The sequence below is a fragment of the Cryptosporangium sp. NPDC051539 genome (genome assembly GCF_044454545.1).
Classification (GTDB): domain Bacteria; phylum Actinomycetota; class Actinomycetes; order Mycobacteriales; family Cryptosporangiaceae; genus Cryptosporangium.
In genome coordinates, this window is record NZ_JBITDV010000005.1 from 388,830 (window position 1) to 410,008 (window position 21,179).

19 protein-coding genes, 1 tRNA gene, 1 other RNA gene and 1 pseudogene are annotated in these 21,179 nt (G+C 68.5%); 3 read left to right on the forward strand and 19 right to left on the reverse strand.

What is annotated here, in order from left to right:
* Positions 1-8: 8 nt before the first annotated feature.
* Positions 9-896, forward strand: a complete 888-nt coding sequence (locus tag ACIBZJ_RS18210) for an ABC transporter ATP-binding protein (protein WP_395930871.1) — start codon at positions 9-11, stop codon at positions 894-896.
* Here ACIBZJ_RS18210 and ACIBZJ_RS18215 read toward each other — a convergent pair.
* The 10 genes from ACIBZJ_RS18215 to ACIBZJ_RS18260 all read right to left on the reverse strand — a co-directional run bounded on the left by ACIBZJ_RS18215 (position 856) and on the right by ACIBZJ_RS18260 (position 12,060).
* Complete coding sequence (locus ACIBZJ_RS18215) at positions 856-2,019, reverse strand: ABC transporter ATP-binding protein (protein ID WP_395930873.1); 1,164 nt, start codon at positions 2,017-2,019, stop codon at positions 856-858. The genes ACIBZJ_RS18210 and ACIBZJ_RS18215 overlap by 41 nt on opposite strands.
* Positions 2,016-3,017 carry an ABC transporter ATP-binding protein gene (locus tag ACIBZJ_RS18220; protein WP_395930875.1) on the reverse strand — a complete coding sequence of 334 codons (1,002 nt, stop codon included), beginning with the start codon at positions 3,015-3,017 and terminating at the stop codon, positions 2,016-2,018. The genes ACIBZJ_RS18215 and ACIBZJ_RS18220 overlap by 4 nt, the downstream gene beginning before the upstream one ends.
* A gap of 4 nt (positions 3,018-3,021) precedes the next feature.
* Positions 3,022-3,936: an ABC transporter permease gene (locus ACIBZJ_RS18225; RefSeq protein WP_395930877.1), complete on the reverse strand. Its 915-nt coding sequence runs from the start codon at positions 3,934-3,936 to the stop codon at positions 3,022-3,024.
* Positions 3,933-4,937, reverse strand: a complete 1,005-nt coding sequence (locus ACIBZJ_RS18230) for an ABC transporter permease (protein WP_395930879.1) — start codon at positions 4,935-4,937, stop codon at positions 3,933-3,935. Before ACIBZJ_RS18230 ends, ACIBZJ_RS18225 begins: the two co-directional genes overlap by 4 nt.
* Before the next feature lie 73 nt (positions 4,938-5,010).
* A complete protein-coding gene (locus ACIBZJ_RS18235; RefSeq protein WP_395931256.1) occupies positions 5,011-6,612 on the reverse strand; it encodes an ABC transporter substrate-binding protein in 1,602 nt (533 codons plus the stop codon).
* Between the two features lie 357 nt (positions 6,613-6,969).
* Positions 6,970-7,569 (reverse strand): recombination mediator RecR, encoded by a 600-nt coding sequence (gene recR, locus ACIBZJ_RS18240; protein WP_395930881.1) that lies wholly within the window; start codon positions 7,567-7,569, stop codon positions 6,970-6,972.
* A 7-nt stretch (positions 7,570-7,576) separates the two neighbouring features.
* Positions 7,577-7,909: a YbaB/EbfC family nucleoid-associated protein gene (locus tag ACIBZJ_RS18245; protein WP_395930883.1), complete on the reverse strand. Its 333-nt coding sequence runs from the start codon at positions 7,907-7,909 to the stop codon at positions 7,577-7,579.
* Between the two features lie 46 nt (positions 7,910-7,955).
* A complete protein-coding gene (locus ACIBZJ_RS18250; protein ID WP_395930885.1) occupies positions 7,956-10,835 on the reverse strand; it encodes a DNA polymerase III subunit gamma and tau in 2,880 nt (959 codons plus the stop codon).
* A gap of 77 nt (positions 10,836-10,912) precedes the next feature.
* Positions 10,913-11,009, reverse strand: an RNA gene (gene ffs / locus ACIBZJ_RS18255) — signal recognition particle sRNA small type.
* 31 nt (positions 11,010-11,040) lie between these two features.
* Positions 11,041-12,060, reverse strand: coding sequence for a hypothetical protein (locus ACIBZJ_RS18260; RefSeq protein ID WP_395930887.1), 1,020 nt, complete (start codon positions 12,058-12,060; stop codon positions 11,041-11,043).
* Between the two features lie 359 nt (positions 12,061-12,419).
* On the opposite strand from ACIBZJ_RS18260, the gene ACIBZJ_RS18265 reads away from it, so the two are divergent.
* Positions 12,420-12,507, forward strand: a tRNA-Ser gene (locus tag ACIBZJ_RS18265).
* Between the two features lie 93 nt (positions 12,508-12,600).
* Here ACIBZJ_RS18265 and ACIBZJ_RS18270 read toward each other — a convergent pair.
* The 5 genes and pseudogenes from ACIBZJ_RS18270 to ACIBZJ_RS18290 form a co-directional block, all read right to left on the reverse strand.
* Positions 12,601-13,536: pseudogene (locus ACIBZJ_RS18270) on the reverse strand (tyrosine-type recombinase/integrase); the annotation flags it as partial.
* Positions 13,537-13,663: 127 nt separating this feature from the next.
* The gene (locus ACIBZJ_RS18275) at positions 13,664-14,737 is read right to left on the reverse strand and encodes a macro domain-containing protein (RefSeq protein WP_395930889.1); all 1,074 of its coding nucleotides are present in this window, start codon (positions 14,735-14,737) and stop codon (positions 13,664-13,666) included.
* A 37-nt stretch (positions 14,738-14,774) separates the two neighbouring features.
* On the reverse strand, positions 14,775-15,407 hold the full coding sequence (locus tag ACIBZJ_RS18280; protein ID WP_395930891.1) for a DUF4433 domain-containing protein: 633 nt from the start codon (positions 15,405-15,407) through the stop codon (positions 14,775-14,777).
* Positions 15,408-15,880: 473 nt separating this feature from the next.
* Positions 15,881-16,411: a DUF6036 family nucleotidyltransferase gene (locus ACIBZJ_RS18285; RefSeq protein ID WP_395930893.1), complete on the reverse strand. Its 531-nt coding sequence runs from the start codon at positions 16,409-16,411 to the stop codon at positions 15,881-15,883.
* Positions 16,408-16,815 carry a hypothetical protein gene (locus ACIBZJ_RS18290; protein WP_395930895.1) on the reverse strand — a complete coding sequence of 136 codons (408 nt, stop codon included), beginning with the start codon at positions 16,813-16,815 and terminating at the stop codon, positions 16,408-16,410. Before ACIBZJ_RS18290 ends, ACIBZJ_RS18285 begins: the two co-directional genes overlap by 4 nt.
* An 843-nt stretch (positions 16,816-17,658) precedes the next feature.
* Here ACIBZJ_RS18290 and ACIBZJ_RS18295 point away from each other — a divergent pair.
* On the forward strand, positions 17,659-17,817 hold the full coding sequence (locus ACIBZJ_RS18295) for a hypothetical protein (protein WP_395930897.1): 159 nt from the start codon (positions 17,659-17,661) through the stop codon (positions 17,815-17,817).
* Positions 17,818-17,940: 123 nt separating this feature from the next.
* Here the strand turns inward: ACIBZJ_RS18295 and ACIBZJ_RS18300 are convergent, their stop codons facing one another.
* The 4 genes from ACIBZJ_RS18300 to ACIBZJ_RS18315 form a co-directional block, all read right to left on the reverse strand.
* Positions 17,941-18,396 carry an Rrf2 family transcriptional regulator gene (locus ACIBZJ_RS18300; protein WP_142705636.1) on the reverse strand — a complete coding sequence of 152 codons (456 nt, stop codon included), beginning with the start codon at positions 18,394-18,396 and terminating at the stop codon, positions 17,941-17,943.
* Positions 18,397-18,486: 90 nt separating this feature from the next.
* Positions 18,487-19,377: an ABC transporter permease gene (locus tag ACIBZJ_RS18305; RefSeq protein WP_395930899.1), complete on the reverse strand. Its 891-nt coding sequence runs from the start codon at positions 19,375-19,377 to the stop codon at positions 18,487-18,489.
* The gene (locus ACIBZJ_RS18310) at positions 19,367-20,107 is read right to left on the reverse strand and encodes an ABC transporter ATP-binding protein (RefSeq protein WP_395930901.1); all 741 of its coding nucleotides are present in this window, start codon (positions 20,105-20,107) and stop codon (positions 19,367-19,369) included. The genes ACIBZJ_RS18305 and ACIBZJ_RS18310 overlap by 11 nt, the downstream gene beginning before the upstream one ends.
* Entirely contained in the window at positions 20,104-21,147 is a 1,044-nt protein-coding gene (locus tag ACIBZJ_RS18315; protein WP_395930903.1) for an ABC transporter substrate-binding protein, read from the reverse strand. Before ACIBZJ_RS18315 ends, ACIBZJ_RS18310 begins: the two co-directional genes overlap by 4 nt.
* Positions 21,148-21,179 lie beyond the last annotated feature (32 nt).

Genomic DNA, 21,179 nt, shown 5'->3' on the forward strand with positions numbered 1-21,179 from the left:
GAACGACCATGCAGATCCAGATCGAAGGCCTGACGAAGACGTTCCGGGGCGGGGTAGCCGCGCTCGACGGCCTCGACCTGACCGTCCCCACCGGCATGTTCGGCCTGCTCGGCGCGAACGGCGCCGGGAAGACCACGCTGATGCGCATCCTCGCGGGCATCGTGCGTCCGACGTCCGGCCGGGTCACCGTCGGCGGCCACGACCTCACCACCGGCGCGGGCCGCCTCGCGGTGCAATCCGAGCTCGGCTACCTCCCGCAGGACCTCGGCGTTTATCCCGACCTCACGGCCAGGCAGTTCCTGGACTACGTGGCGCTGCTCAAGGGGATGGACGACCGCACCACCCGGCGCCGTCGCGTCGGCGAACTGCTCGAGGTGGTCGCGCTGACCCCGCACGCCGACCGCCGGTTGCGCGGCTTCTCCGGCGGCATGCGCCAGCGCGTCGGCATCGCCCAGGCGTTGCTCGCCGACCCCCGGCTGCTGATCGTCGACGAGCCGACGGCGGGCCTCGACCCGGAGGAGCGGATCCGCTTCCGCACGCTGCTCTCGCAGTTCGCTGGTCGGCGCACGGTGTTGCTGAGCACGCACATCGTCGACGACATCGCTCAGACCTGCCGCGAGGTGGCGGTGCTGGCCCGGGGCCGGCTCATCTTCCGCGGCACGGCCGACGAACTGGTGCACCGGGCCGACGGCCAGGTCTGGTCGGTCGTCACCGACGGACCACCGCCGGGCGAGGGGACGGTGGTCTCCGCGCTGCCGCACGAGAACGGCATGCGCTACCGGGTCGTGGCGCCGACCGTCCCGGCCCCGCAGGCCCGGCCGCTGGAGCCGGGCCTGGAGGACGGGTACCTGACCGTCAATGCCCCGGAGGGAGCGTTCCCGCGATCTCCGCGGTGACGGTCTGAACGGACGCGGCGCCGAGGGCCTCGGATGCTTCCACCAGCTCCGGACGCACCTCGTGGGGCTGGATCTTGCCGTCCCGGATGTCCTCGGCGAAGTGGCACGCGACCCGGTGCCCCGGGGCCAGGTCCCGCATCAGCGGACGCTCGGTGTCGCAGCGGGTCTCCTGCCGCCACGGGCACCGGGTGTGGAACCGGCAGCCGGCCGGCGGGTTCGCCGGCGACGGGAGGTCACCGGAGAGCAGGATCCGCTGGCGGTCGTCCTCGACCAGCGGGTCCGGCACCGGCACGGCCGAGAGCAGCGTCCGGGTGTACGGGTGCTGCGGCTGCTCGTAGAGGTCCTCGCTGGAGGCCTCCTCGACCAGCCCGCCCAGGTACATCACCCCGACCCGGTCGGCGCTGTGCCGGACCACCGCGAGGTCGTGCGCGATCAGCAGGTACGTGAGCCCGTACTGCTCCTGCAAGTCCTCGAGCAGGTTGAGTACCTGCGCCTGAACCGAGACGTCGAGTGCGGAGACCGGCTCGTCGGCGACGATCAGGTCGGGCCTGAGGACGAGTGCCCTGGCGATGCCGATGCGCTGGCGCTGACCGCCGGAGAACTCGTGCGGGTACCGGCGGAGCGCGGTGCCCGGGAGGCCCACGGCGTCCAGGATCTCGGTCAGCGTACGGTGGCCGTCCTTGTCCCACAGTCCGTGCGCCTTGAGGCCCTCGGACAGCGTCGACTCGACGTTCTGGCGCGGGTCCAGGCTGGACAGCGGGTCCTGGAACACCATCTGCATCCGGCGTCGAGCCGTCCGCAGCGCTTCGCCCTTCAGCTCACGCAGGTCGGTGCCCTCGAACAGGGCCTGGCCTCCGGTCGGCTCGACCAGCCGGAGCAGGCCCCGGCCGAACGTCGTCTTTCCGCAGCCGGACTCGCCGACCAGACCGTAGGTCTCGCCGCGCAGGATCGTCAGCGAAACTCCGTCGACGGCGTGCACCTGGCCGATCGTGCGGTCGAAGAGCACGCCCCGGCGGATCGGGAAGTGCACCTCCAGATCCGTCACCTCGACCAGCGGCTCTCCGAACCCTTCCGGTTTCTCGACCGGCTTCGCCGGCACTCCGTCCGGTGTCGGGTCAGTCATCGAGCTACCTCCTCGACGGCGGCCGAGGACTCGACCGGGTTGAAGCAACGCAGCAGCCGCCGATCCTCGGTGTCGGGCTCGAGCTGCGGCGACTCCGACGTGCACCGGTCGATCCGGTTGTCGCACCGTGGGGCGAACGCACAGCCGGACGCCCACGGAATCGCGTCCGCGACCGACCCGCGGATCGGCGTCAGCGCCTGGCCGCGCGGCGCGTCCAGGCGGGGCACCGAGCCGAGCAGCCCGGACGTGTACGGGTGCCGCGGCTGGGCGAACAACCGGTAGCGGTCGGTCTTCTCGACCACTTTCCCGGCGTACAGCACGTTGACCGTGTCACACAGTCCGGCGACCACTCCGAGGTCGTGCGTGATGAGCACCAGCGCGCTGCCCACCTCGTCCACCAGGCGTTCCAGCAGGGCCAGGATCTGGGCCTGCACCGTCACGTCCAGAGCCGTGGTGGGCTCGTCGGCGATGAGCAGACGCGGTCGGCAGGCGAGGGCGATCGCGATCAACGCACGCTGACGCATGCCGCCGGAGAGGTGGTGCGGGTAGTCCTTCAGCCGCCGCTCCGGGTCGGGGATGCCGACCGCGGTGAGCAACTCGGTCGCCTCCGCACGGGCCTCGCCGCGGTGCATCCCGCGGTGGCGCTCGAGAACCTCGGTGACCTGCTTGCCGATCGGGATGACCGGGTTCAGCGAGCTCAGCGGGTCCTGGAAGACCATGCCGATGTCCTTACCGCGGCGGTCGCGCATCTGCTTGGCCGGCAGCTTCAGCAGGTCGACGTCCTCGAACGTCGCCGTACCCCCCACTTCGACGCCGCGCTTGGGCAGCAGGCCCATGATCGCCAGCGACGTCACCGACTTGCCGCAGCCGGACTCGCCGACCAGCCCGACGGTCTGGCCGGGCTCGACGCTGAAACTGACCCCGTCGACGGCGCGCACCGGCTTCTCACCGCGGCGGCCGAACGTGACGGTCAAATCCTTGACCTCGAGAAGTGCCATCGAGTTACCGCCGGTTCTTGGGATCGAGAGCCTCACGGAGCGACTCACCGAACAGGGTGAAGCCCAGCGCCACCACGATGATGCAGAGCGCGGGCCAGACCGCCAACGACGGCTGGATGTCGAAGTACGTCTGGGCGTCGCCCAGCATCGCGCCCCACTCGGCGCGGTTGGGGTCGGCATCGCCGAGGCCCAGGAACGAGAGCGCGGCCGCGTCGATGATCGAGGTGGCCAGCGTCAGCGTGGCCTGCACGATCACCGCGGACAGCGAGTTCGGCAGCATGTGCCGCAGCACGATCGAGCGTTCCTTGACGCCGAGCGCGCGGGCGGCGAGCACGTGGTCGGCATGTCGCTGGGCCAGCATCGCGCCGCGCAACAACCGGGCGAAAATCGGTACCGAGACGACCGAGACCGCGGCGATGACCGTCCACTGGCTCGCGCTCTTGAAGACCGCGGCGATCGAGATCGCCAGCAGCAGGCTCGGCACCGACAGCAGGATGTCGACGAAACGCATCAGCAGCGTGTCGATCCAACCGCCGACCGCACCGGCGACGCCGCCGATGATCATGCCGACGATCAGCCCGGCGGTCGTCGCCAGCACGCCGACCAGCAGCGACTGACGGGAGCCGACGATCAGCCGGCTGAGCACGTCACGGCCGTTCTGGTCGGCACCCAGCGGGAATCCGTCGCGTGCCGGGAGCGGCGAGTTCTGCCGCACCTCGTCGATCAGGTACCGGAAGTACGGGTCTTTCGGCGCGAGCAGCGGCGCGAAGATCGCGACCAGGACGAACAGCAGCACGATGATCGCGCCGAGGATCGCGACCGGGTTGCGGGAGAGCCGCTGGATCGCGCTTCGCGTGAGGCTCTGGCCTCGGGCGACGTCGTCGATCCGGTCGCGCTTGCGAGTCAGGAGACTGGTCACCGGACACGCACCCGGGGGTCGATGAGGGCGTAGGAGAGGTCGACCAGGAGGTTGACCAGGACGTAGGTGAGGGCGGCGACCAGGATCAGGGCCTGCAGCCTCGGGTAGTCCCGTTTCTCGATGCCCTCGGCGAGCAGCGATCCGATCCCGCCCCAGACGAACACCTTCTCGGTGAGGACGGCGCCCGCCAGCAGCAGACCGGCCTGCAGGCCGATCGTCGTCGACACCGGCAGCAGCGCGTTGCGCAGCACGTGCCGGGAGCGGATGGTGCGGGCCCGGAGACCCTTGGCCTCGGCCGTCCGGACGTAGTCCTCGTTGAGGACGTCGAGCACCGACGCACGCGTGATCCGGACGATGACCGCGAGCGGAATCGTGCCGAGCGCGATCGCCGGCAGGATCAGGTGCTTGATCGCGTCCCAGACGACGTCCCACTCACGGGTCAAGATGCCGTCGAGGATCAGGAAGCCGGTGACCTTGGTCTGGTCCATGCCCGCGGTGATCCGCCCGGAGGGCGGCAACCAGCCGAGGTCGACCGCGAACCACTGCTTGAGCACGTAGCCGAGGAAGAACACCGGCACGGCCACGCCGATCAGCGTCGCGATGACCGTGCTGTTGTCGAAGAAGCCCCCGCGGCGCTTGGCCGACAGGTACCCGAGCGGAATCCCCAGCGCGATCGCGAACAGCAGCGCGGCCGCCGACAGCTCGATCGTGGCCGGCAGCGCGTTCGCGAGCTCGCTCGTCACCGGACGCGAACTGGCCAGCGAGGACCCGAAGTCACCGGTGAAGATGCGGCCGACGAACTTGCCGTACTGCACCCAGATCGGTTGATCGAGGCCGAGCGTTTTGTTGAGCGACGCGATTCGCTCGGGGGTGGCCTTATCGCCGAGCAGTGCTGTCGCCGGCCCGCCCGGCAGCGACCGCAGCCAGACATAGAGCAGGAACGACAGCACGAACAGCGTCGGGATCACGCCGATCAACCGGCGCACGACGTACCGAAGCATTGAAGTCCTTAGACGGAAGCGTCCCCCGAGTCGGGCTGTTGGTCAGCCCGCCCGACCCGGGGGACGGTGGAACTCAGCTCTTCGAAACCGTGGCGAACCGCTCGTCGGTCAGCGGGCTGGCGATCAGCCCGTCGATGTTTCCGGCGGTCGCGATGGCCGGCGGCGAGTGCGAGATCGGGACGGCCGGCAGGTACTTGCCCACCAGGTCCTTGTTCACCTGCTCGTAGTCGGCCTTGCGCTTGCCGGCGTCCGGCTCGGCGTCCGCAGCGGCGATCTGGGCGAACGCCGCCTTGTCGGTGAAGCCGAACTCCGGCTTCTCCCGCCCGAAGAACGTGCCGACGAAGTTGTAGGCGTCGTTGTAGTCACCGGTCCAGCCGAGCAGGTGCAGGTCCTGCTTGCCCGCCTGCTGGATGTCGTCCTTGTAACCACCGTTCCACGGACGGGCGACCGGCGTGATCTTGATGCCCACCGCGGTGAGGTCGGCGGCGATCGAGGTGAAGATCGCCTTGGGGTCCGGCATGTACGGCCGGGTGACCTCGGTCGGGTAGTAGAACTTCAGCGTCAGGTTCGACGCACCGGCGGCGGCGAGCAGCGACTTGGCCTTGGCCGGGTCGTAGTTGTACTGCGTGACGTCGTCGCTGTAGCCGGACAGCGTCGACGGCATGAACTCCTTGGCCACCTCGGCGCCCTCGGGGAACTTCGTCTTGACGAGCTGGTCCCGGTTGATCGCGTAGGCGATCGCCTGGCGGACGCGGAGGTCCTTGAGCTTCGGGTTCTTCTCGTTCATGCCGAGGTACAGGATGTTGAAGGCGGGGCGGACCTCGACCTTCATGCCCTTGCTCTCCAGGCCTTTCCAGTCCTGGGCGGCCGGGTAGTCGATGATGTCGACGGAGCCGGCTTCGAGCTCCTGCTTACGCGCGGTCTCGGTCTCGATCGTGCGGATGACCAGCTTCGCGGTCTTGGCCTTCTCGCCCCAGTAGTCCTCGTTGCGGACGAGCGTCGTGGTCCCGCTGGCCGGGTCGTACTTCTCGAACTTGTACGGGCCGGTGCCGGTGGGGTGCTCGGTCGCGTAGGAGGCGTATGTGAAGCTGTCACCGGACTGCGTGACCTTGTCGGCGTCGTACTTCTTCAGCGCATCCGGGCTGGAGATCGAGAACGCGGTCAGGGTGAGCGCTGCGGGCAGCGCGCCCCGGAACTTGTTCAGCGAGATGACCGCGGTCTTGTCGTCCTTGGCCGCACAGCTCTTGTAGATCGGGTCGCCGGCCGAGTCGGTCTCGTTCTTCGCGAAACCGCTGAAAGTGTCGGCGTAGTAGATCATCTGGCTCTGGGCGGCGGCGCCCTTCATGTTGAACCAGCGGTCGAAGTTGAAGCAGACGGCCGCGGCGTTGAACGCGGTCCCGTCCTGGAACTTCACGCCCTCACGAAGAGTGAACGTGATTTCCTTGCCGTCCGGGCTGACGTCCCACTTCGTGGCCAGAGCCGGCTCCAGGTCGGCCGTTCCGGCCTTGTTCTGGATCAGCGTGTCGTAGATCTGGCGGGCGGGCCGGAAGCTCTCACCGTCGTCGTTGAAGATCGGGTCGAAGTTCTTCGGCTTGCCGGTGCCGGCGATCGTCAGGGTGGCGTCGCTCTTGCCGTCACCGTTGTCGCCGCGTTCGCTCTTCGCACAGGCCGCCATCGAGACGGCCAAACCTACGCTCACGGCGGCGGCCAGCGCGCGTCGGACTCGGTACACGTAGCCCCCAGGCTGTTCCATGGACAGGGGTTTCCCATCCGTTGACGTGCGGGGACGCTACCGCCGAAACAGGTCAGGATGGCCCGTTGTGCTGCCCTCGTAATGTCACGTGTTGGCAACGCTGGCGGGTATCAGCCGCGCGACGCCAGCAAATCCGCAGGTCGCAATTGCCGGGGGAACAGGCGTTCGACGGTAAAGGCTCCCGGCCGGTCGCTTTGGTCACGGCCCGGTAGCCGTCACCGTCCAGTTCGGAGAGCGTGACGGTGGGCCCACGAGCACGAAACCCGGGACGACGGCCGATCAGATGTCGAGGGTCCGGCGGCCGCTGAACGCTCGGCCCAGGGTCACCTCGTCGGCGTACTCCAGGTCGCCACCCACCGGGAGGCCGCTGGCCAGGCGGGTCACCCGGAGCCCCATCGGCTTCACGAGGAGCGCCAGGTAGGTCGCGGTGGCCTCGCCCTCGGTGTTCGGGTCGGTCGCGAGGATCAGTTCCTTGATCAGGCCGCTCTGCAGCCGGGTCATCAGCTCCCGGATACGCAGCTGATCGGGCCCGACGCCCTCCAGCGGATTGATCGCCCCGCCGAGCACGTGGTACTTGCCCCGGAACTCGCGCGTGCGCTCGACCGCGACGACGTCCTTCGGCTCCTCGACCACGCAGATCACGTCGTCGCCGCGCCGGGCGTCACGGCACACCCGGCACTCGTCGGACTCGGCGATGTTGAAGCAGATCCGGCAGAACCGGACCTCGACCTTCACCCGCCCGAGCACGTCGGCCAGCCGTTTCACGTCCGCCGGGTCGGAGTTGAGGATGTGGAACGCGATCCGCTGGGCGCTCTTCGGGCCGACGCCGGGAAGCCGGCCCAACTCGTCGATGAGGTCCTGAACGGCCCCTTCGTACACGGAACCCCTACATCCCCAGGCCGGGCAGGCCGGGCAACCCGCCGGCCAACGGCCCCATCGTGTCGGCGGCGGCCTTCTGCGCTTCCGCGTTGGCGGTGCGGACCGCAGCGACCACCAGGTCGGCGAGCGTCTCGGTGTCGTCCGGATCGGCGGCGGCCGGCTGGATCACCAGGCCGACGAGCTCACCGGTGCCGGAGACGGTCGCGGTGACCAGCCCGCCGCCGGCCGCGCCGGTGAACTCGGCTTCGGCCAGCTGCGCCTGAGCGTCCATGATGTGCTGCTGCATCTGCTGTGCCTGGGCGAGGATCGCCTGCATGTCGAACTGACCACCGGGCTGCATGGCTCCAGCCTACTGTCCGGGTGCGGCAACGGCCGGGCGCGGCTCGTCAGTCGATCTGCGAGGCGCCCAGGTGCTGCTGGAGCAGCGCGATCGCGTCCGCCTCGGAGTCGGTGGGTTTCGCGGTGCCGGCCTCGTCCTCGTCGGCCAGCGGCTCGTCACCCGGGTCGAACCCGTCGTACATCGGGTCGGCCGGTTCCGGCGGCAACGGAACGTCGTCGTCGTACGGCACGCTCGGCGCCGCATAGGCCGGCCCGGCCGACGCCGGGCCGCCCGGCGAAGCTCCGCCTCCGTTCGGGCCTCCGTTGTGGCCTCCGTTCGGGCCGGCTCCGTTCGGGCCGAGTCCGTTCGGGCCGAGTCCGTTCGGGCCGAGTCCGTTCGGGCCGAGTCCGTTCGGGCCGAGTCCGTTCGGGCCGAGTCCGTTCGGGCCTGCTGACGTGAAGCCGCCGGGCGCTTGACCGGGGAGTGCCGGGCCGCCGGGCGCGTAGCCGGGCAGCGCGGAGCCGCCGGGCGCTTGACCGGGCGCTCGGCCGGGCGCTTGGCCGGGCAGCGCGGAGCCGGGTGCGAGGCTGCCCGGCGCGGAGCCGGGCGACCCCGGGGCGTAGGACGCCGGAGCGTACGACCCCGGGGCGTACGACGCCGGGGCAGACGGCACGGGGCCACCGGCGGCGGGGCTCACCGGCGGTGCGGACGGTTGCGCCGGGGGTTGGCCACCCAGCGGAGCGATCGTCGGCCAGTCGCCGGAGCCACTCCGAGTACCGCTGTCGGGGACGCCGCCGTTGGGGGCGCCGCCGTGGGAGGCGTTGCTGTGGGGGCTGCTGCCGGGCGCGGATCCCGGCATCGGCGGGAGCGGGGCCGCAGCCGCCGGCGGGGCCGGGCCCCGGCGTCCGCCTCCCGCCCGTCCGCCGCCGGCCGCCCCGTCGGCCTCGGCGCGGATCTTCCAGCGGACGCCGAGCACGGACTGGAGCACTTCCTGGATCACCGAGGCGACCTTCTCGTCCGAGAGGCGCCGTACCTCGCCCTGGTGCTTCACCGCCAGCACGAGCTCGTTGTTGTTCACCTCGCGCGGGGTCGCGTTCTGCACCAGCGCCCAGACCATGCGGCTGCGCTGCTTCGTCTGCTCCACGATCTGCGGCCACACCTGCCGTACCGCGGCCGCGTCCATCCCACCCGCGGCCGCGGGTGCAGCCGGAGGTGCGGCCGCCGCCGGAGGGGCCTGCGGTGCCGACGCGACGGGCGCGGGCCGCGACACCGGAGCCGGGGTCTGGGCGGGGACCACGGGCGGCTCACCGGCGTCGTGCACCGGGCGCGACGGCGCCGGGCCGGCGGCCGGGCGTGGTGGCGTCACCGGAGCGGGCGTGGGCCGCGGCGGCTCCACGCCGACCCCGCTCCCACCCGCCGACGCGTAGTCCTGCGACCCGCCCGAGGCGTGTACCTGCTGCGGTGCTGAGCCGGCGGGTGCCTGGGCCTCGGCGGGTGCCTGGGCCTCGGCGGGCGACGCCTCCGTCGGCGCCCCGGCATGCGCCGAACCAGCCTGCGCGGGCACCGAGCCGGCCTGCGCCGGCACTGAGCCTGCCTGCGCGGATGCCGAGCCTGCCTGCACGGATGCCGAGCCGGCCTGCGCCGAACCGGCCCGCGCGGGGGCGGCGGCCTGCGCCGGGGCGGCGGCCTGCGCGGGGGCGGGCGGTGATGCCGGTGTCGGCGTCGGGCCGCCGGGCGTAGGCATGGGGATTGAAGGCGCAGACGACTGACCGCCGTCACCGGCGATCGCCAGACGGCGCTCCAGCCGTTCCAGGCGCTGCAGGAGCGCGGCCTGGCTCTCGTCGGCCGCCGGGAGCAGCATCCGCGCGCAGACGAGCTCGAGCAGCAACCGTGGCGACGTGGTGCCGCGCATCTCGACCAGGCCGTTGTGCACGACATCAGCCATCCGCGACGCGGTCGCGATGCCGAGCTGGTTGGCGACCAGTGTCATCCGCTCGAGTTCGTCGGCGGGCGCGTCGACCAGACCCTTCGGACCGGCGTCGGGCACGGTGGCCAGCACGACCAGGTCTCGCAGGCGTTCCAGCAGGTCGGACGCGAAACGGCGCGGGTCGTGCCCGGCCTCGACCACCCGATCGACCACCCCGTACAGCGCGGCGCCGTCGGCGGCGGCGAGCGCGCCGGTGGCCTCGTCGAGCAGCCCGGTGTCGGTGACGCCGAGCAGCGTGACCGCGTTCTGGTAGGTCACGCCCTCTTCGCCGGCCCCAGCGAGCAGCTGGTCGAGGATGCTGAGCGAGTCGCGGGCGGAGCCCCCACCGGCCCGGACGACGAGCGGCAGGACGCTCTTCTCGATCGTCACGCTCTCGTCGGTGCAGATCCGGTCGAGCAGGCCGACCATCGTGCTCGGCGCAATCAGCCGGAACGGATAGTGATGGGTACGCGACCGGATGGTCTGCAAAACCTTGTCGGGCTCGGTCGTCGCGAACACGAACTTGACGAAGTCGGGCGGCTCTTCGACCAGCTTGAGCAGCGCGTTGAAGCCCTGCGACGAGACCATGTGCGCCTCGTCGATGACGTACACCTTGAAGCGGCTGTTGACCGGCGCGAAGAACGCGCGTTCGCGCAGGTCTCGAGCGTCGTCGACGCCACCGTGGCTGGCCGCGTCGATCTCGACGACGTCGAGCGAGCCGGGACCGTCGGGAGCCAGCGCCACACACGAGTCGCAGACGCCGCACGGCTCGGGCGTCGGGCCGTTCACGCAGTTGAGCGACCGGGCGAGGATGCGGGCGCTGGACGTCTTACCGCAGCCCCGCGGCCCGGAGAACAGGTAAGCGTGGTTCAGCTTGCCGTTCTTCAGCGCCTGGATCAGCGGCGTCGTGACGTGTTCCTGACCGATGACCTCGGCAAAAGTGCGAGGCCGGTACTTCCGGTAGAGAGCGCGGTTGGCCACGCCGGCAAGCCTCCCACGCACGTCCGACAACTGACACCCGCCGGACGGGGCAGTGGGGCCTGATCGCTGAAAAACAACGTAAGGACCCCCCGTGCACCCGCCAGAGCCCGCTTATCCTTGCTGCCTTCCGGCCCTGGGGAGGTTCACAGGTTACGCGCCGCACGAGGGGCTGATCATGAGTCTAACCACAGCGGGTCAGCGGCCTCTAACCGAGGACGGTCTTGAAGACCGACGCGTACGCGTACGTGTCCTGGTCGACGCCGCTGCAGTTGGCGACCGGCTGCTTGGCGACGTCGGGCCCGCACTGCGTGTCGCGCCCCGCCGCCCAATAACTGAGCATGCCGACGCGGTTCTTCGTGACGAATTGCGTGACGGTCTTCGCGTTGTCCAGCGAGAACGTCTCGCCCTTGGTGTCGTTGACGCCGATCATCGGCGTGATGCCGATCATGCTCCAGGCCTCGGCCGACTCGATGCCCTGAATCGTCTGGACCTGCTGGTGCAGACCGTTCGCGGCCGCGGTCGTGGCCGCTCCCATGTCGTTCGCCGCGACGTCGCCGCCGAAGTTCATCGTCATCAGGTTGATCCGGTCGATCGTCACGCCGGCGTCGACCGCCGCGACCCACGGCGCGGTGTTGACCGCCCCGTCGGCCTTGTCGGCCGCGGTCGGCGTGGCCGCCCGGAGCGTGAACGAGACCTTGAGGTCGCTGTACTTCTTCTGCAGCGCGGCGATCGCCTCGGCCCGGACGGTGTTCGCGTCCGCGTCGGCCTCCCGCTCGTCACCCTCGACGTCGAAATCCAGGTAGCGGACGCCGAGGTCGAGCAGTTTCTGCAGCTGGGCCTGCGTGGTCGCCGCGTCGCCGCAGGTCTGGGCCACGTCGCCGCCCGCCGCGCCGCCAGTGGAGGCGATCACGTCGATGCCCTTGTCGAGCGCGGCCTTGACCTCGGCCTGGTAGGTGTTGATCGCGGTCGTGCCGTCCCACGCCAGCGAGCACGTGTCGCCCTGGGTGACCGCGAACGCGAGATGCACGGCGTTGGCACCGGTCTTGTCGGCGAGCTGGAGAAGCGTCGGCCGCTTCGCGAGCGTCATGTAGACGTACGGCGCGTATTCGGTCGTGGAGGCGGTGTTCGCGGTGCCCGAATCGCCTTTGTCGGTGTCGTTCCCGCGCAGCAGGGTGAAGGCCGCAGCTCCGACCGCGATGACGACGACGACCGCGACCGCTGCCATGGCGGCCAAACGACCCGGCCCTGCCTGGCGCCTTCTCCGACCCCTTGCCACTTGGTCCTCCTGCTACGGGGCTGTCCGCCCCAACGGCGTCATCGTGTCATCGTTCGCGGCGGGCGGAGACCGGGGGGTCCGCGTCCGGTAACCGATCGTGGCGGGCGAAGGCAAGAGCGGGCTGTGCCACCCGCGGCCGGCCCGTCGGCAAAGCCCGGCGCGGCCGTCGGCAAAGCCTGGCGCGGCCGTCGGCAAAGCCCGCCGTGGGCCGGCGTGGGCCGTCGGCAAAGCCCGGCGTGGCCCGGCGTGGGCCTGGCGGCGAAGCCCGGCGTACGGGGCACCTGTCTGCGTCCGGTAGCCTGTCCGGCGGAGGATTCGCCTAGAGGCCTAGGGCGCACGCTTGGAAAGCGTGTTGGGGGCAACCCCTCACGAGTTCGAATCTCGTATCCTCCGCCAGCCTGGCTGACCAGGCAAAACGACGGCCCGGACCCACGGATGGGTACCGGGCCTTCGTCGGTCCCTACAGGGCCTGTGGTCTCAGTCGTGGTCTCAGTTGGCCTTCTCCTCCTCCTCGTCGGCCTGCCAGATCAGGCCACCGACCTGCTTCGCGATGTCATGCCGGACCTTGGCCGTGAGGTGCTGGTAGCGCGCGGCCATCGCCGAGTTCGATCACCCCATGAGGCCCATGACGGTCCGGTCGGGAACCCCGAGCAGGAGCAGCACTGTGGCCGCGGTGTGCCGGGCGTCGTGCAGCCGGGCGTCGTGCAGCCGGCCGTCCCGGATACCGGCGTCTTTCAGCAGGTCCTTCCAGTCGTGGTAGTCGGTGTTCGTGCTGAGCACTCCCCCGGTCGGCGTGGCGAATAGCCAGCCCTCCTCCTGCCAGAGCTGAGCGGCCTTGACCCGTTCGGCCTCCTGAGCCTCTTTGTGCTTGCGGAGCAGCGCCACCAACTCGGTGGGTAGTCCGATAGGCCGCTTCCCGGCACGAGACTTCGTGTCGGCCGTCTCGGACCGGAGGTTCTTGCGCTGCTTGCAGTAGCCGGCCTCACGACCGCAGGTGCCGCCGCACCCGTGCTCGTACTTCGGCCGCTGGCGTCCGCGGCGTACTCGAAGCGTGCCCGCGTCGAGATCGGCGTCCGACCACTTCAACCCGAGTACTTCCCCTTGCCGCATTCCGAGTGCAAGCGCCATGGCCCACCGGGCGCTATTCCGCGGGCGTTTTCCGGCCTCGGCCAGCAGCCGGCGCACCTCTTCCACGGTGTACGGCTCGATCTCCTCTTCTTCGACCCGAGGCGGCTTGACCATTCCCTTAGCCGCCGGATTCCCCCGCGGCAGGTACCCGCGCCGATCGGCGACCCCCAGCGCGGTTCGGACGGTTCGGTGCGCCTGATGCGCCGTACCCGCGCTACTGCCGTTGGCCACCATTCGCGAGTAAAGCGAGTCGAGGTGTTCGGACGTCAGTCGATCAAGTCGGTGCGCGCCGATCCCAATCGGCGGTCAAAGGTCGAGAGATTCCGGGCGGCCTTGCCAGACGCACTCATAACAAGCATCGGCAACGCCGCAGACGCATTTTGATAATTGCTTTAGTATGACTAGCCCTATCCGACCTTCCCCCTTAGCTAGAGCAGGGCAGAAGGCCGGCCGAAGTTAGCTTGTCGTACGCGGTTTTCGCCTGATGTTGCTTAAACAACGCAGCTTTGCGTGGCGACCATTCATTGATGGCCTGAACCACATCGGGTAGTGAATCACCGCTCTCAGTAAGTCGACATGCAGCGAAATGCACCGTGCTGAGCAGTTCTACACCATAGGGAAATTCAAACCCGGTCAGCGTATCGAGAAGGGTTCGCAGCGTGGCCTGGTACTCGTCATCACGGGCGAGGAGCTCCTCGGCCTCCTGCACCGCTCCAGCGTCCAGGGTCAGCGCGGCCTCACTTCCCGAGGTGCCGTCGCCGTATCCACTAATGAAGTGACCCTCAACGCTGGAGATATAGTGATTGAGCGCATCGGAATACGGACCGTAGCGGCCTTTCGTGAAGCGAAGCCTTAGCGGCCACCCTGACTCCTGCAAGAAGTAGGCGACCTTATGCGCCTCGATTAGTGCAAGTTTGGGCTCAACTGAAAGTCCCGCTTCGAGGCTTCGTTCGATGTAGCGACTGTAGGCCACGAGCACCGCTGCACCGAACCGAGACAGGCGAGGCTTTTGGGTGCGAACCGGCATTTCTTCTGCGGACGGGGCGCCTGATGGAACAAAGACGAGAATCTCAACCTCGCGCAGGTCGCCAAGTATCTCATCAATTAGAGGGCGCACATCGGACCAGTTAAGTCCGCCATTCCCGCAGCCTAGCGGCGGCAGAGCGAGCGACTTCAAGTCGAGTTCCCCGATAACACGACGAAGATCGACCAGTCCAGCCTCGATATCCTTCAGCCGCGACTTACTCCGCCAATCGGACTTGGTCGGAAAGTTAATTACGTAGCGAGGCGGCTCCAGTTGTTCTAGGGGAAACACGAACATTTCGCCTAGACGCACCTCGTGCTTCCTGCATGCACTAGCGTACGCTCGGAAGTTCGCCGGAAATGCACGCTTAAATTGAAGCGCGATCCCCTTGCCCATTACACCGACCGTATTGACCGTGTTGACTAGGGCGTCAACCCGCGCAGTTAGCAGGTTACCCTCGGTATCCTTCAGCATCGCGTCCGAGACCACCTTTCTCTGTGCAGGTACGGCGCTAATAATACCAGTCCGGAATTGCCTTGACTATAGGTGTGGATGAACCTAGAAAAGTTCTTATCTGATTGGCCAGATTCTCGTTCCGCGTAACGATCCCCTGAATGCAGCTAAATGGCACAGTTCCATGGACGAGTAATTCCGCGGCCCTACGACGCATCCTGTCGCCATCGTCCTGAACGTTCTTCCAGATGCGCGTTTTCATCAGGGGCCAGTCGACGGCCGCCTCAAGCTCGTCAATGTTATTGAAGTGGGATGTCAGAGAAGCCGCACAGTTGCCGTCGCTGCCGACCCACTGGAGCCCGGCTTCTTCCACCGCCCGAATCGTGGTCACCAGGTATATCAGCGGGTCGAGACCTTCTGTGTAGCCGGCCACCGATCCGCGTGATATCACATACATCATGGGGGATCGTTGCGCAAAGTAGAACGGAACGTAATCCGCAACAACACCGCCCGGGGTGACCGTGATCGGAATGTCGCGCCTAGATGCTTTGATGCCCTGATCGGCGCACTGCACTACCGCGCGCCCATCGGCGATCACTTGGTTATCCGCTTGCAAGCCGAATTCGACCACGCCGCGCAGATTCTTGACATGCGTGAAGTGCATGATCCGCCGGTCGAGTCCCGTACCCACGGCGGCAGTCTTCCAGGTTGACAGCGCCGACGGAGGCCAGACGCGCCCCGAACCCCTACCCCAGTCTCCACCCCGACAGCCACGGACGACGCCAGCCTCTGCCCCATGGGGGATGGGCACCGCGTCCAAAGGACGTTGGCCCGGAGGGTGATGCCCCCTGTCCGTTGGCGAAGCCCTGGTCTCAGTTGTGGTCTCGTTCATCGGCGTACGGCACCGTTCAGCGCCGTACGCCGCACGGCCGGACCGCAGGTCACGGACTATGACGAACGTCGGTGAACGGGTGGGCTCCGAGTTGGAAAGCGTGTTGGGGGCAACCCCTCACGAGTTCGAATCTCGTATCCTCCGCCAGCCTGGCTGACCAGGCAAAACGATGGCCCGGACCCACGGATGGGTGCCGGGCCTTCGTCGTTTCCGGAGGTGTCTCCGTCTCAGTTTTGGTCTCGCTCGCCGCGAGGCCGCAGCGCAACTCGCTGTCAGCCGTTCAGCGATTCGACGATTTCCTCGAGCAGGAACTGCACCTTCGGCTCCACCGGCCGCCCTGGATACGCTCGCTCGACCAAGTCGAGTCCTTCATCGACTGTGGTGAAGCCGACGGCACGATAGAGAAGAGCAATATCGTCCGCATCCGCCTCGACCCGGGACGAAAAGAGCTTCATCGCCAGCAGATACTCGGCTGACGCGACATCGACCAACAGACTGGGCGACTCGTAGAACCGGACCGCGTTGGGATCCGGACCATGGAGGTATCCCTTCACGGCATCGTTCAGCCAGCCCGGGTCCAAACCTTCGCGGTCCGCGACAGCCGCCGCTGCACTCCGCACTTCACTTGTCGGTGCGAAGGCGGCGTCCAGGTCCCGCGTGGCGCGACGCCCGTCAAAACACAGCGCAATAGCCGCACCTCCGACGAGGAACAGCTCAGCGCGGGTGCCTCGCGCATCGAGTTCCGCCGAGAGCTCGTCGAACAGCCGACGGATATCCTCGGCTGAAAGCGGGCCCGTACTCACACGCGGCTCAGCGCATCGGCCGTAATGAAGACGCCTCTCGTCCGGAACGATGGCGGCGACTGCTGCAACGCCGTTGCGTGCATGCCCCGCAGCGGAGTCACGAACCACCACTTATTCGTGTACCGGCCCGGCTTGCGCGCCCACTGCGGCGTCGGCCAGCCGTCCCGACGCGCGAGATGCTCCGCGAGAGCGGCCAGCCCGGCGTCCACCTCGGCCGACCCCGTCGGCGCGGGCTCCGGATCGAACCGATGGCTCGCTTGTAGCGAGCCGACCCGGCTCGCCTCACCGTTGTAGTCGTCCAGGAGCTGGATCAGGCAATATCGCCACACCGACAGCAGTGGGTCGTCCTCCGAGAGCATCTGCCGAGCCAGAAGGGCTGCGCCGGCCGCAGTGAACCCGGTCATACGCTCGCCTCCCCGCAAGCCACGCCGCCGCCAGATCGGCGGTCGAACTCTCGCTACTCAAAGACTAGCGAGCCCGAGAGGTATCCCGCCTAGCTAGCAAGCAAGCGAGCCGTGGTTCAAACGGTTCTGCGGCTCATCTCTCGCCCAGCACCGCTGGTCTCAGTTGCGGTCTCATTCGCTGCGGTTCAGCGTCGGCCGCCAACTTGCCGCGGCCGACCTCGGCCCTACTCACGGACGCCGGTGATCTCCGGCGAATCGGGTACGCGGAGTTGGAAAGCGTGTTGGGGGCAACCCCTCACGAGTTCGAATCTCGTATCCTCCGCCAGCCTGGCTGACCAGGCGAACCCACGGCCCGGACCCACGGATGGGTACCGGGCCTTCGTCGTCGACACAAGGCCTGTCGTCTCGTTTTGCCACCCCGCGGCTTCGTCAGAGCCCCCTCCGACGCGGGAGGGCTTCCCCTCGCGACGGACGAACGAGGGCGAAATCCCAGCCAGCCGCTCGGCAAATCCTCCGCCAGCCAGCCAAATGAGCGCCCGAACCTCACGGATGGGTGCCGGTCCGGCCGGTCCCACCGGCCCGTGCGGCGTCAGACCGACAGGATCTGCGTCGGTGACGGCCTGGCCACCCGCATCCCATCGAACAGCCGTCGCTGCTCGCCGACATCCCCACGGACGGGTGACGGGCCCGCTTCGAGCACTCCGCGGCACCCGCGCACGCCCGGCCGGTATACCGGCCGGGCGTCCGCTACCGGCCTGCACCCGGACTGAACCGGGGAACGCACTCTTCCGGTCGTTAAGTGTGATGCAGACGACGACCGGACGGACCCCATCGGAGGACCTCATGTACGGCAGCGCGACCAACACCCTCTACGACGTCGACCGTTACCTGGAGCTGGCCGCCCGCATCGAGTGGGACGAGCAGGGCTCGCTGGAGCGTCCGCGCCCGGTGGACGCCGCCGCCGCCTTCGCGGCCACCGCCGCCGAGCCCATCCACAGCTGAGCCCCGAACACAACGGCTCAGCCCCGAACACAACGGCTCAGCCCCGAACCGACCGACGAGCCCGCATCCGACAGCGCGGAGCCCACCGCACGACGGCTGAGCTCGCCCCCGACGACACGGCGGCTACTTCGAAGCCCAAGCCCCCGGCGCTGCCACCATCTCACTGACGTGAGCCGGGAAATTCCCCGACAACACATCTGCGAGCGTCACCTCGTCCAGCACGTTCCGAACCGCGGCGCGCACCGCCACCCACACGGTCTGCAGGTTCTGCGCCGCCCCCGTATAGATCGCGGCCTCCGGCCGCTCACCCCGTACCCCGGCCAGCGGACCGTCGACGACCCGGAGCACCTCGCCGATCGCGATCGAATCCGCCGGACGCGCGAGCCGGTACCCGCCCTCCGCGCCCCGCTGGCTGCGCACCAGCCCACCGCGGCGGAGGTCGGACAGAATTGCCTCGAGAAACTTGCGTGGAAGCCCCTGCTCGTCAGCGAGCGCCTGGGCCGTGGACGTCGTGGGATCGTTCGCGGCGAGCGCCAACAGTGCTCTTACCGCGTACTCCGCCCGAGCCGATATCTGCACCACTCCATCATGCCGCTCATTCGCTCGTCGGTCACACTCACCCCCGACCGAATGCATCGGAATTGACGGGAAGCGTCCGGTATACCGAGGTCAGGATCGGTCGGCGGTGAGGCCCCAGCGGCGGCGCAGCGCGTTGTTGGCCCACCCGAACACGGCGTCGGCGAGGATACCGATCGTCAGGATGACGATCATGACCCCGAGCATCTGAGCGTATTCCGAGAGCTCACGGGTGTAGGTCAGCAGCGCGCCCAGCGACCCGGACTCGCCGATCACGACGATCAGCTCGCCGGCCATCAGGCTCCGCCAGGAGAACGCCCAGCCCTGTTTCAGACCGGCCAGGATCGCTGGGAACGACGCCGGCCCGATCACGGTCCGGTAGAGGCTGAACCCGCTCGCGCCCATGTTCCGCCCGGCCCGCACGAGCAACGGCGGTACGAAGTCGACGCCGGCCAGCACGCCGTTCGCCACCGACGGCGCCGCGCCCAGCACGATCACGAAGAAGATCGCCGCCTCGCCGCCCTGGAACAGCACGATCGCCAGCGGGAACCACGCGATCGAGGGCATCGTCTGCAGACCGGTGATCAGCGAACCCACCGCGGCACGCAGCACCGAGAACCGCGCCACCGCGAACCCGATCACCAGCCCGATCGCGACCGCGACCGCGAACCCGATGATCGCCCGCTGCATGGTCGTGGCCACCGCGGTCCAGAACGAGCCGGTGACCAGCATGTCCCAGAGCTGCGGGAACACCTCGGTGGGCGGCGGCAGGATGGCGCGCGATCGCCATCCGGACTCCACCACGAGCTGCCAGGCCGCGACCGCGATGACGATCGCCAGCAGCTTCGGCCAGGCGCTGCGCCAGATCCGGCGCCCGAGACCGCGCTTCTCCGGCTCGACCTCGAGCGCGTCCAGGCCGGCCAGCTCGGCCATTTCCTGGGCCGACGAGAAGTCCGGTTTTCCGGGAATGATGTCAGCTGACATGGCGCCGCACTTCTTCCTTCAACCGCTCGGTGATACGGCCGGCCAACGTGGCCACGGAGGGGTCCTCCAACCGCCGCGGGCGCGGCAGATCGACCCGGAACTCCTCGAGCACCCGGCCCGGCCGGCTGGCCAGCAGGATGATCCGGTCGCCGAGGCGCACGGCCTCCCGGACGTTGTGGGTGACGAACAGGACGCTCAGCCGCCGCTCCAGCCAGACGCGCTCGAGCTCGTCGTGCAGCGCGTCCCTGGTCATCGCATCCAGCGCGGCGAACGGCTCGTCCATCAGCAGCACCGAGGAGTCCTGAGCCAGCGTCCGGGCCAGGGCCACCCGCTGGCGCATTCCGCCCGACAGCTCGTGCGGCCTTTTATCGGCCACGTCCCGGAGTCGTACGGTCTGCAGTAACTCCAGCGCCTGTTCGCGGCGTGCGGCCCGCCCGACTCCCCGGAGCCTCAGCGGCACCTCGACGTTCTGCCCGACCTTCAGCCACGGGAACAGCGCCGGCTCCTGGAACATGAACGCGGCCCGCCCGCCGTCCACGTCGATCTCGCCCGCCGTCGGCGCGTCCAGACCCGCCACCAGGTTCAGCAGCGTGCTCTTTCCGCACCCGGAAGCACCCACCAGGCAGACGAACTCCCCCGGCTCCACGGAGAGATCGACTCTGTCGAGCGCCAGCGTCCCGCCGGGGTAGCGCTTGGACACCCCGCCGAGCCGAACGGCGGTCGCGGTCATGGCTGAGTCACCGAGGTCTCCCCCTTCTCCTTGAGCACCTCGTTGAGAAGCTTCAAGTCGTAGAGGCCCTTCAGATCGACCTTGTCGAGCAGCCCGACCTCTTCGGCGTGCTGGGCGCCGGCGGTGAGGGAGGACGCGATCGGGTCGTTGAGGAACTCCAGCGTCGGCCAGGCCTTCTTGATCAGGTCGAGCTTGAGCGGCTTACCGGTGAGCTTGCCGATCTGGTCGGAGACCGCCTGCTGGGAACCCGCCGCATCGCTCTTGATCGCGTCGTTCGCGGCGACGTGGCCCTGCAGCAGCGCCTTCACGGTCTTCGGGTACTTCTCGAGGAACTCGGTGCGCACGATCAGGTTCGTGATCACGAATCGCTTGTTCGGCCACAGGTCGCGCTCGTCGATCAGCACCTCGCCTCCGGCGGCGAGCAGACGACTCACCCAGGGCTCGGGCACCCAGGCGCCGTCGAGCTGACCGGCCGTGAACTTCTCCAGGATCTGCGCGTTCTCCTGGGGCTGGATCTTGACGTCGCCGCCACCCTCCTTGGTCGCGGTGAGGCCCTTTTCCTTGAGCCAGTACCGCAACGCGACGTCCTGGGTGTTGCCCAACTGCGGCGTCCCGATCCTCTTGCCCTTGAGCGTCGCTTCCGTAATGCCCTTTTTGACGACGAACGCGACGCCGCCGGAGGCCGCGCCGGCGATGACCCGGACGATCTTGCCCTTGCTCTTGACGAACGCGTTGACGGTCGGGTTCGGACCGACGTAGGTGGCGTCGAGCGCCTCGGCGAAGATCTGCTCGACGGCGGCCGGGCCGGCGTTGAACTGCTGGGTGGTCAGCTTCGTCTGGCTGCCGAGCGACTTGGTGAACAAGCCCTCCTTGACGCCGACCAGCGCGGTCGCGTGCGTCAGGTTCGGGAAGAAGCCCAGCCGCAGTTCCTTCGCGATCCCGTCGGTACCGCTGTCCGAGTCGTCGCCCCCACACGCCGCGAGCGCGCCCAGCAGGCCGAGCGAGGCAGAGCCTGCAAAAAGTTGGCGGCGCGTGATCACGGCGTCTCCTTTACTAGGGATCCTGTGGCGTA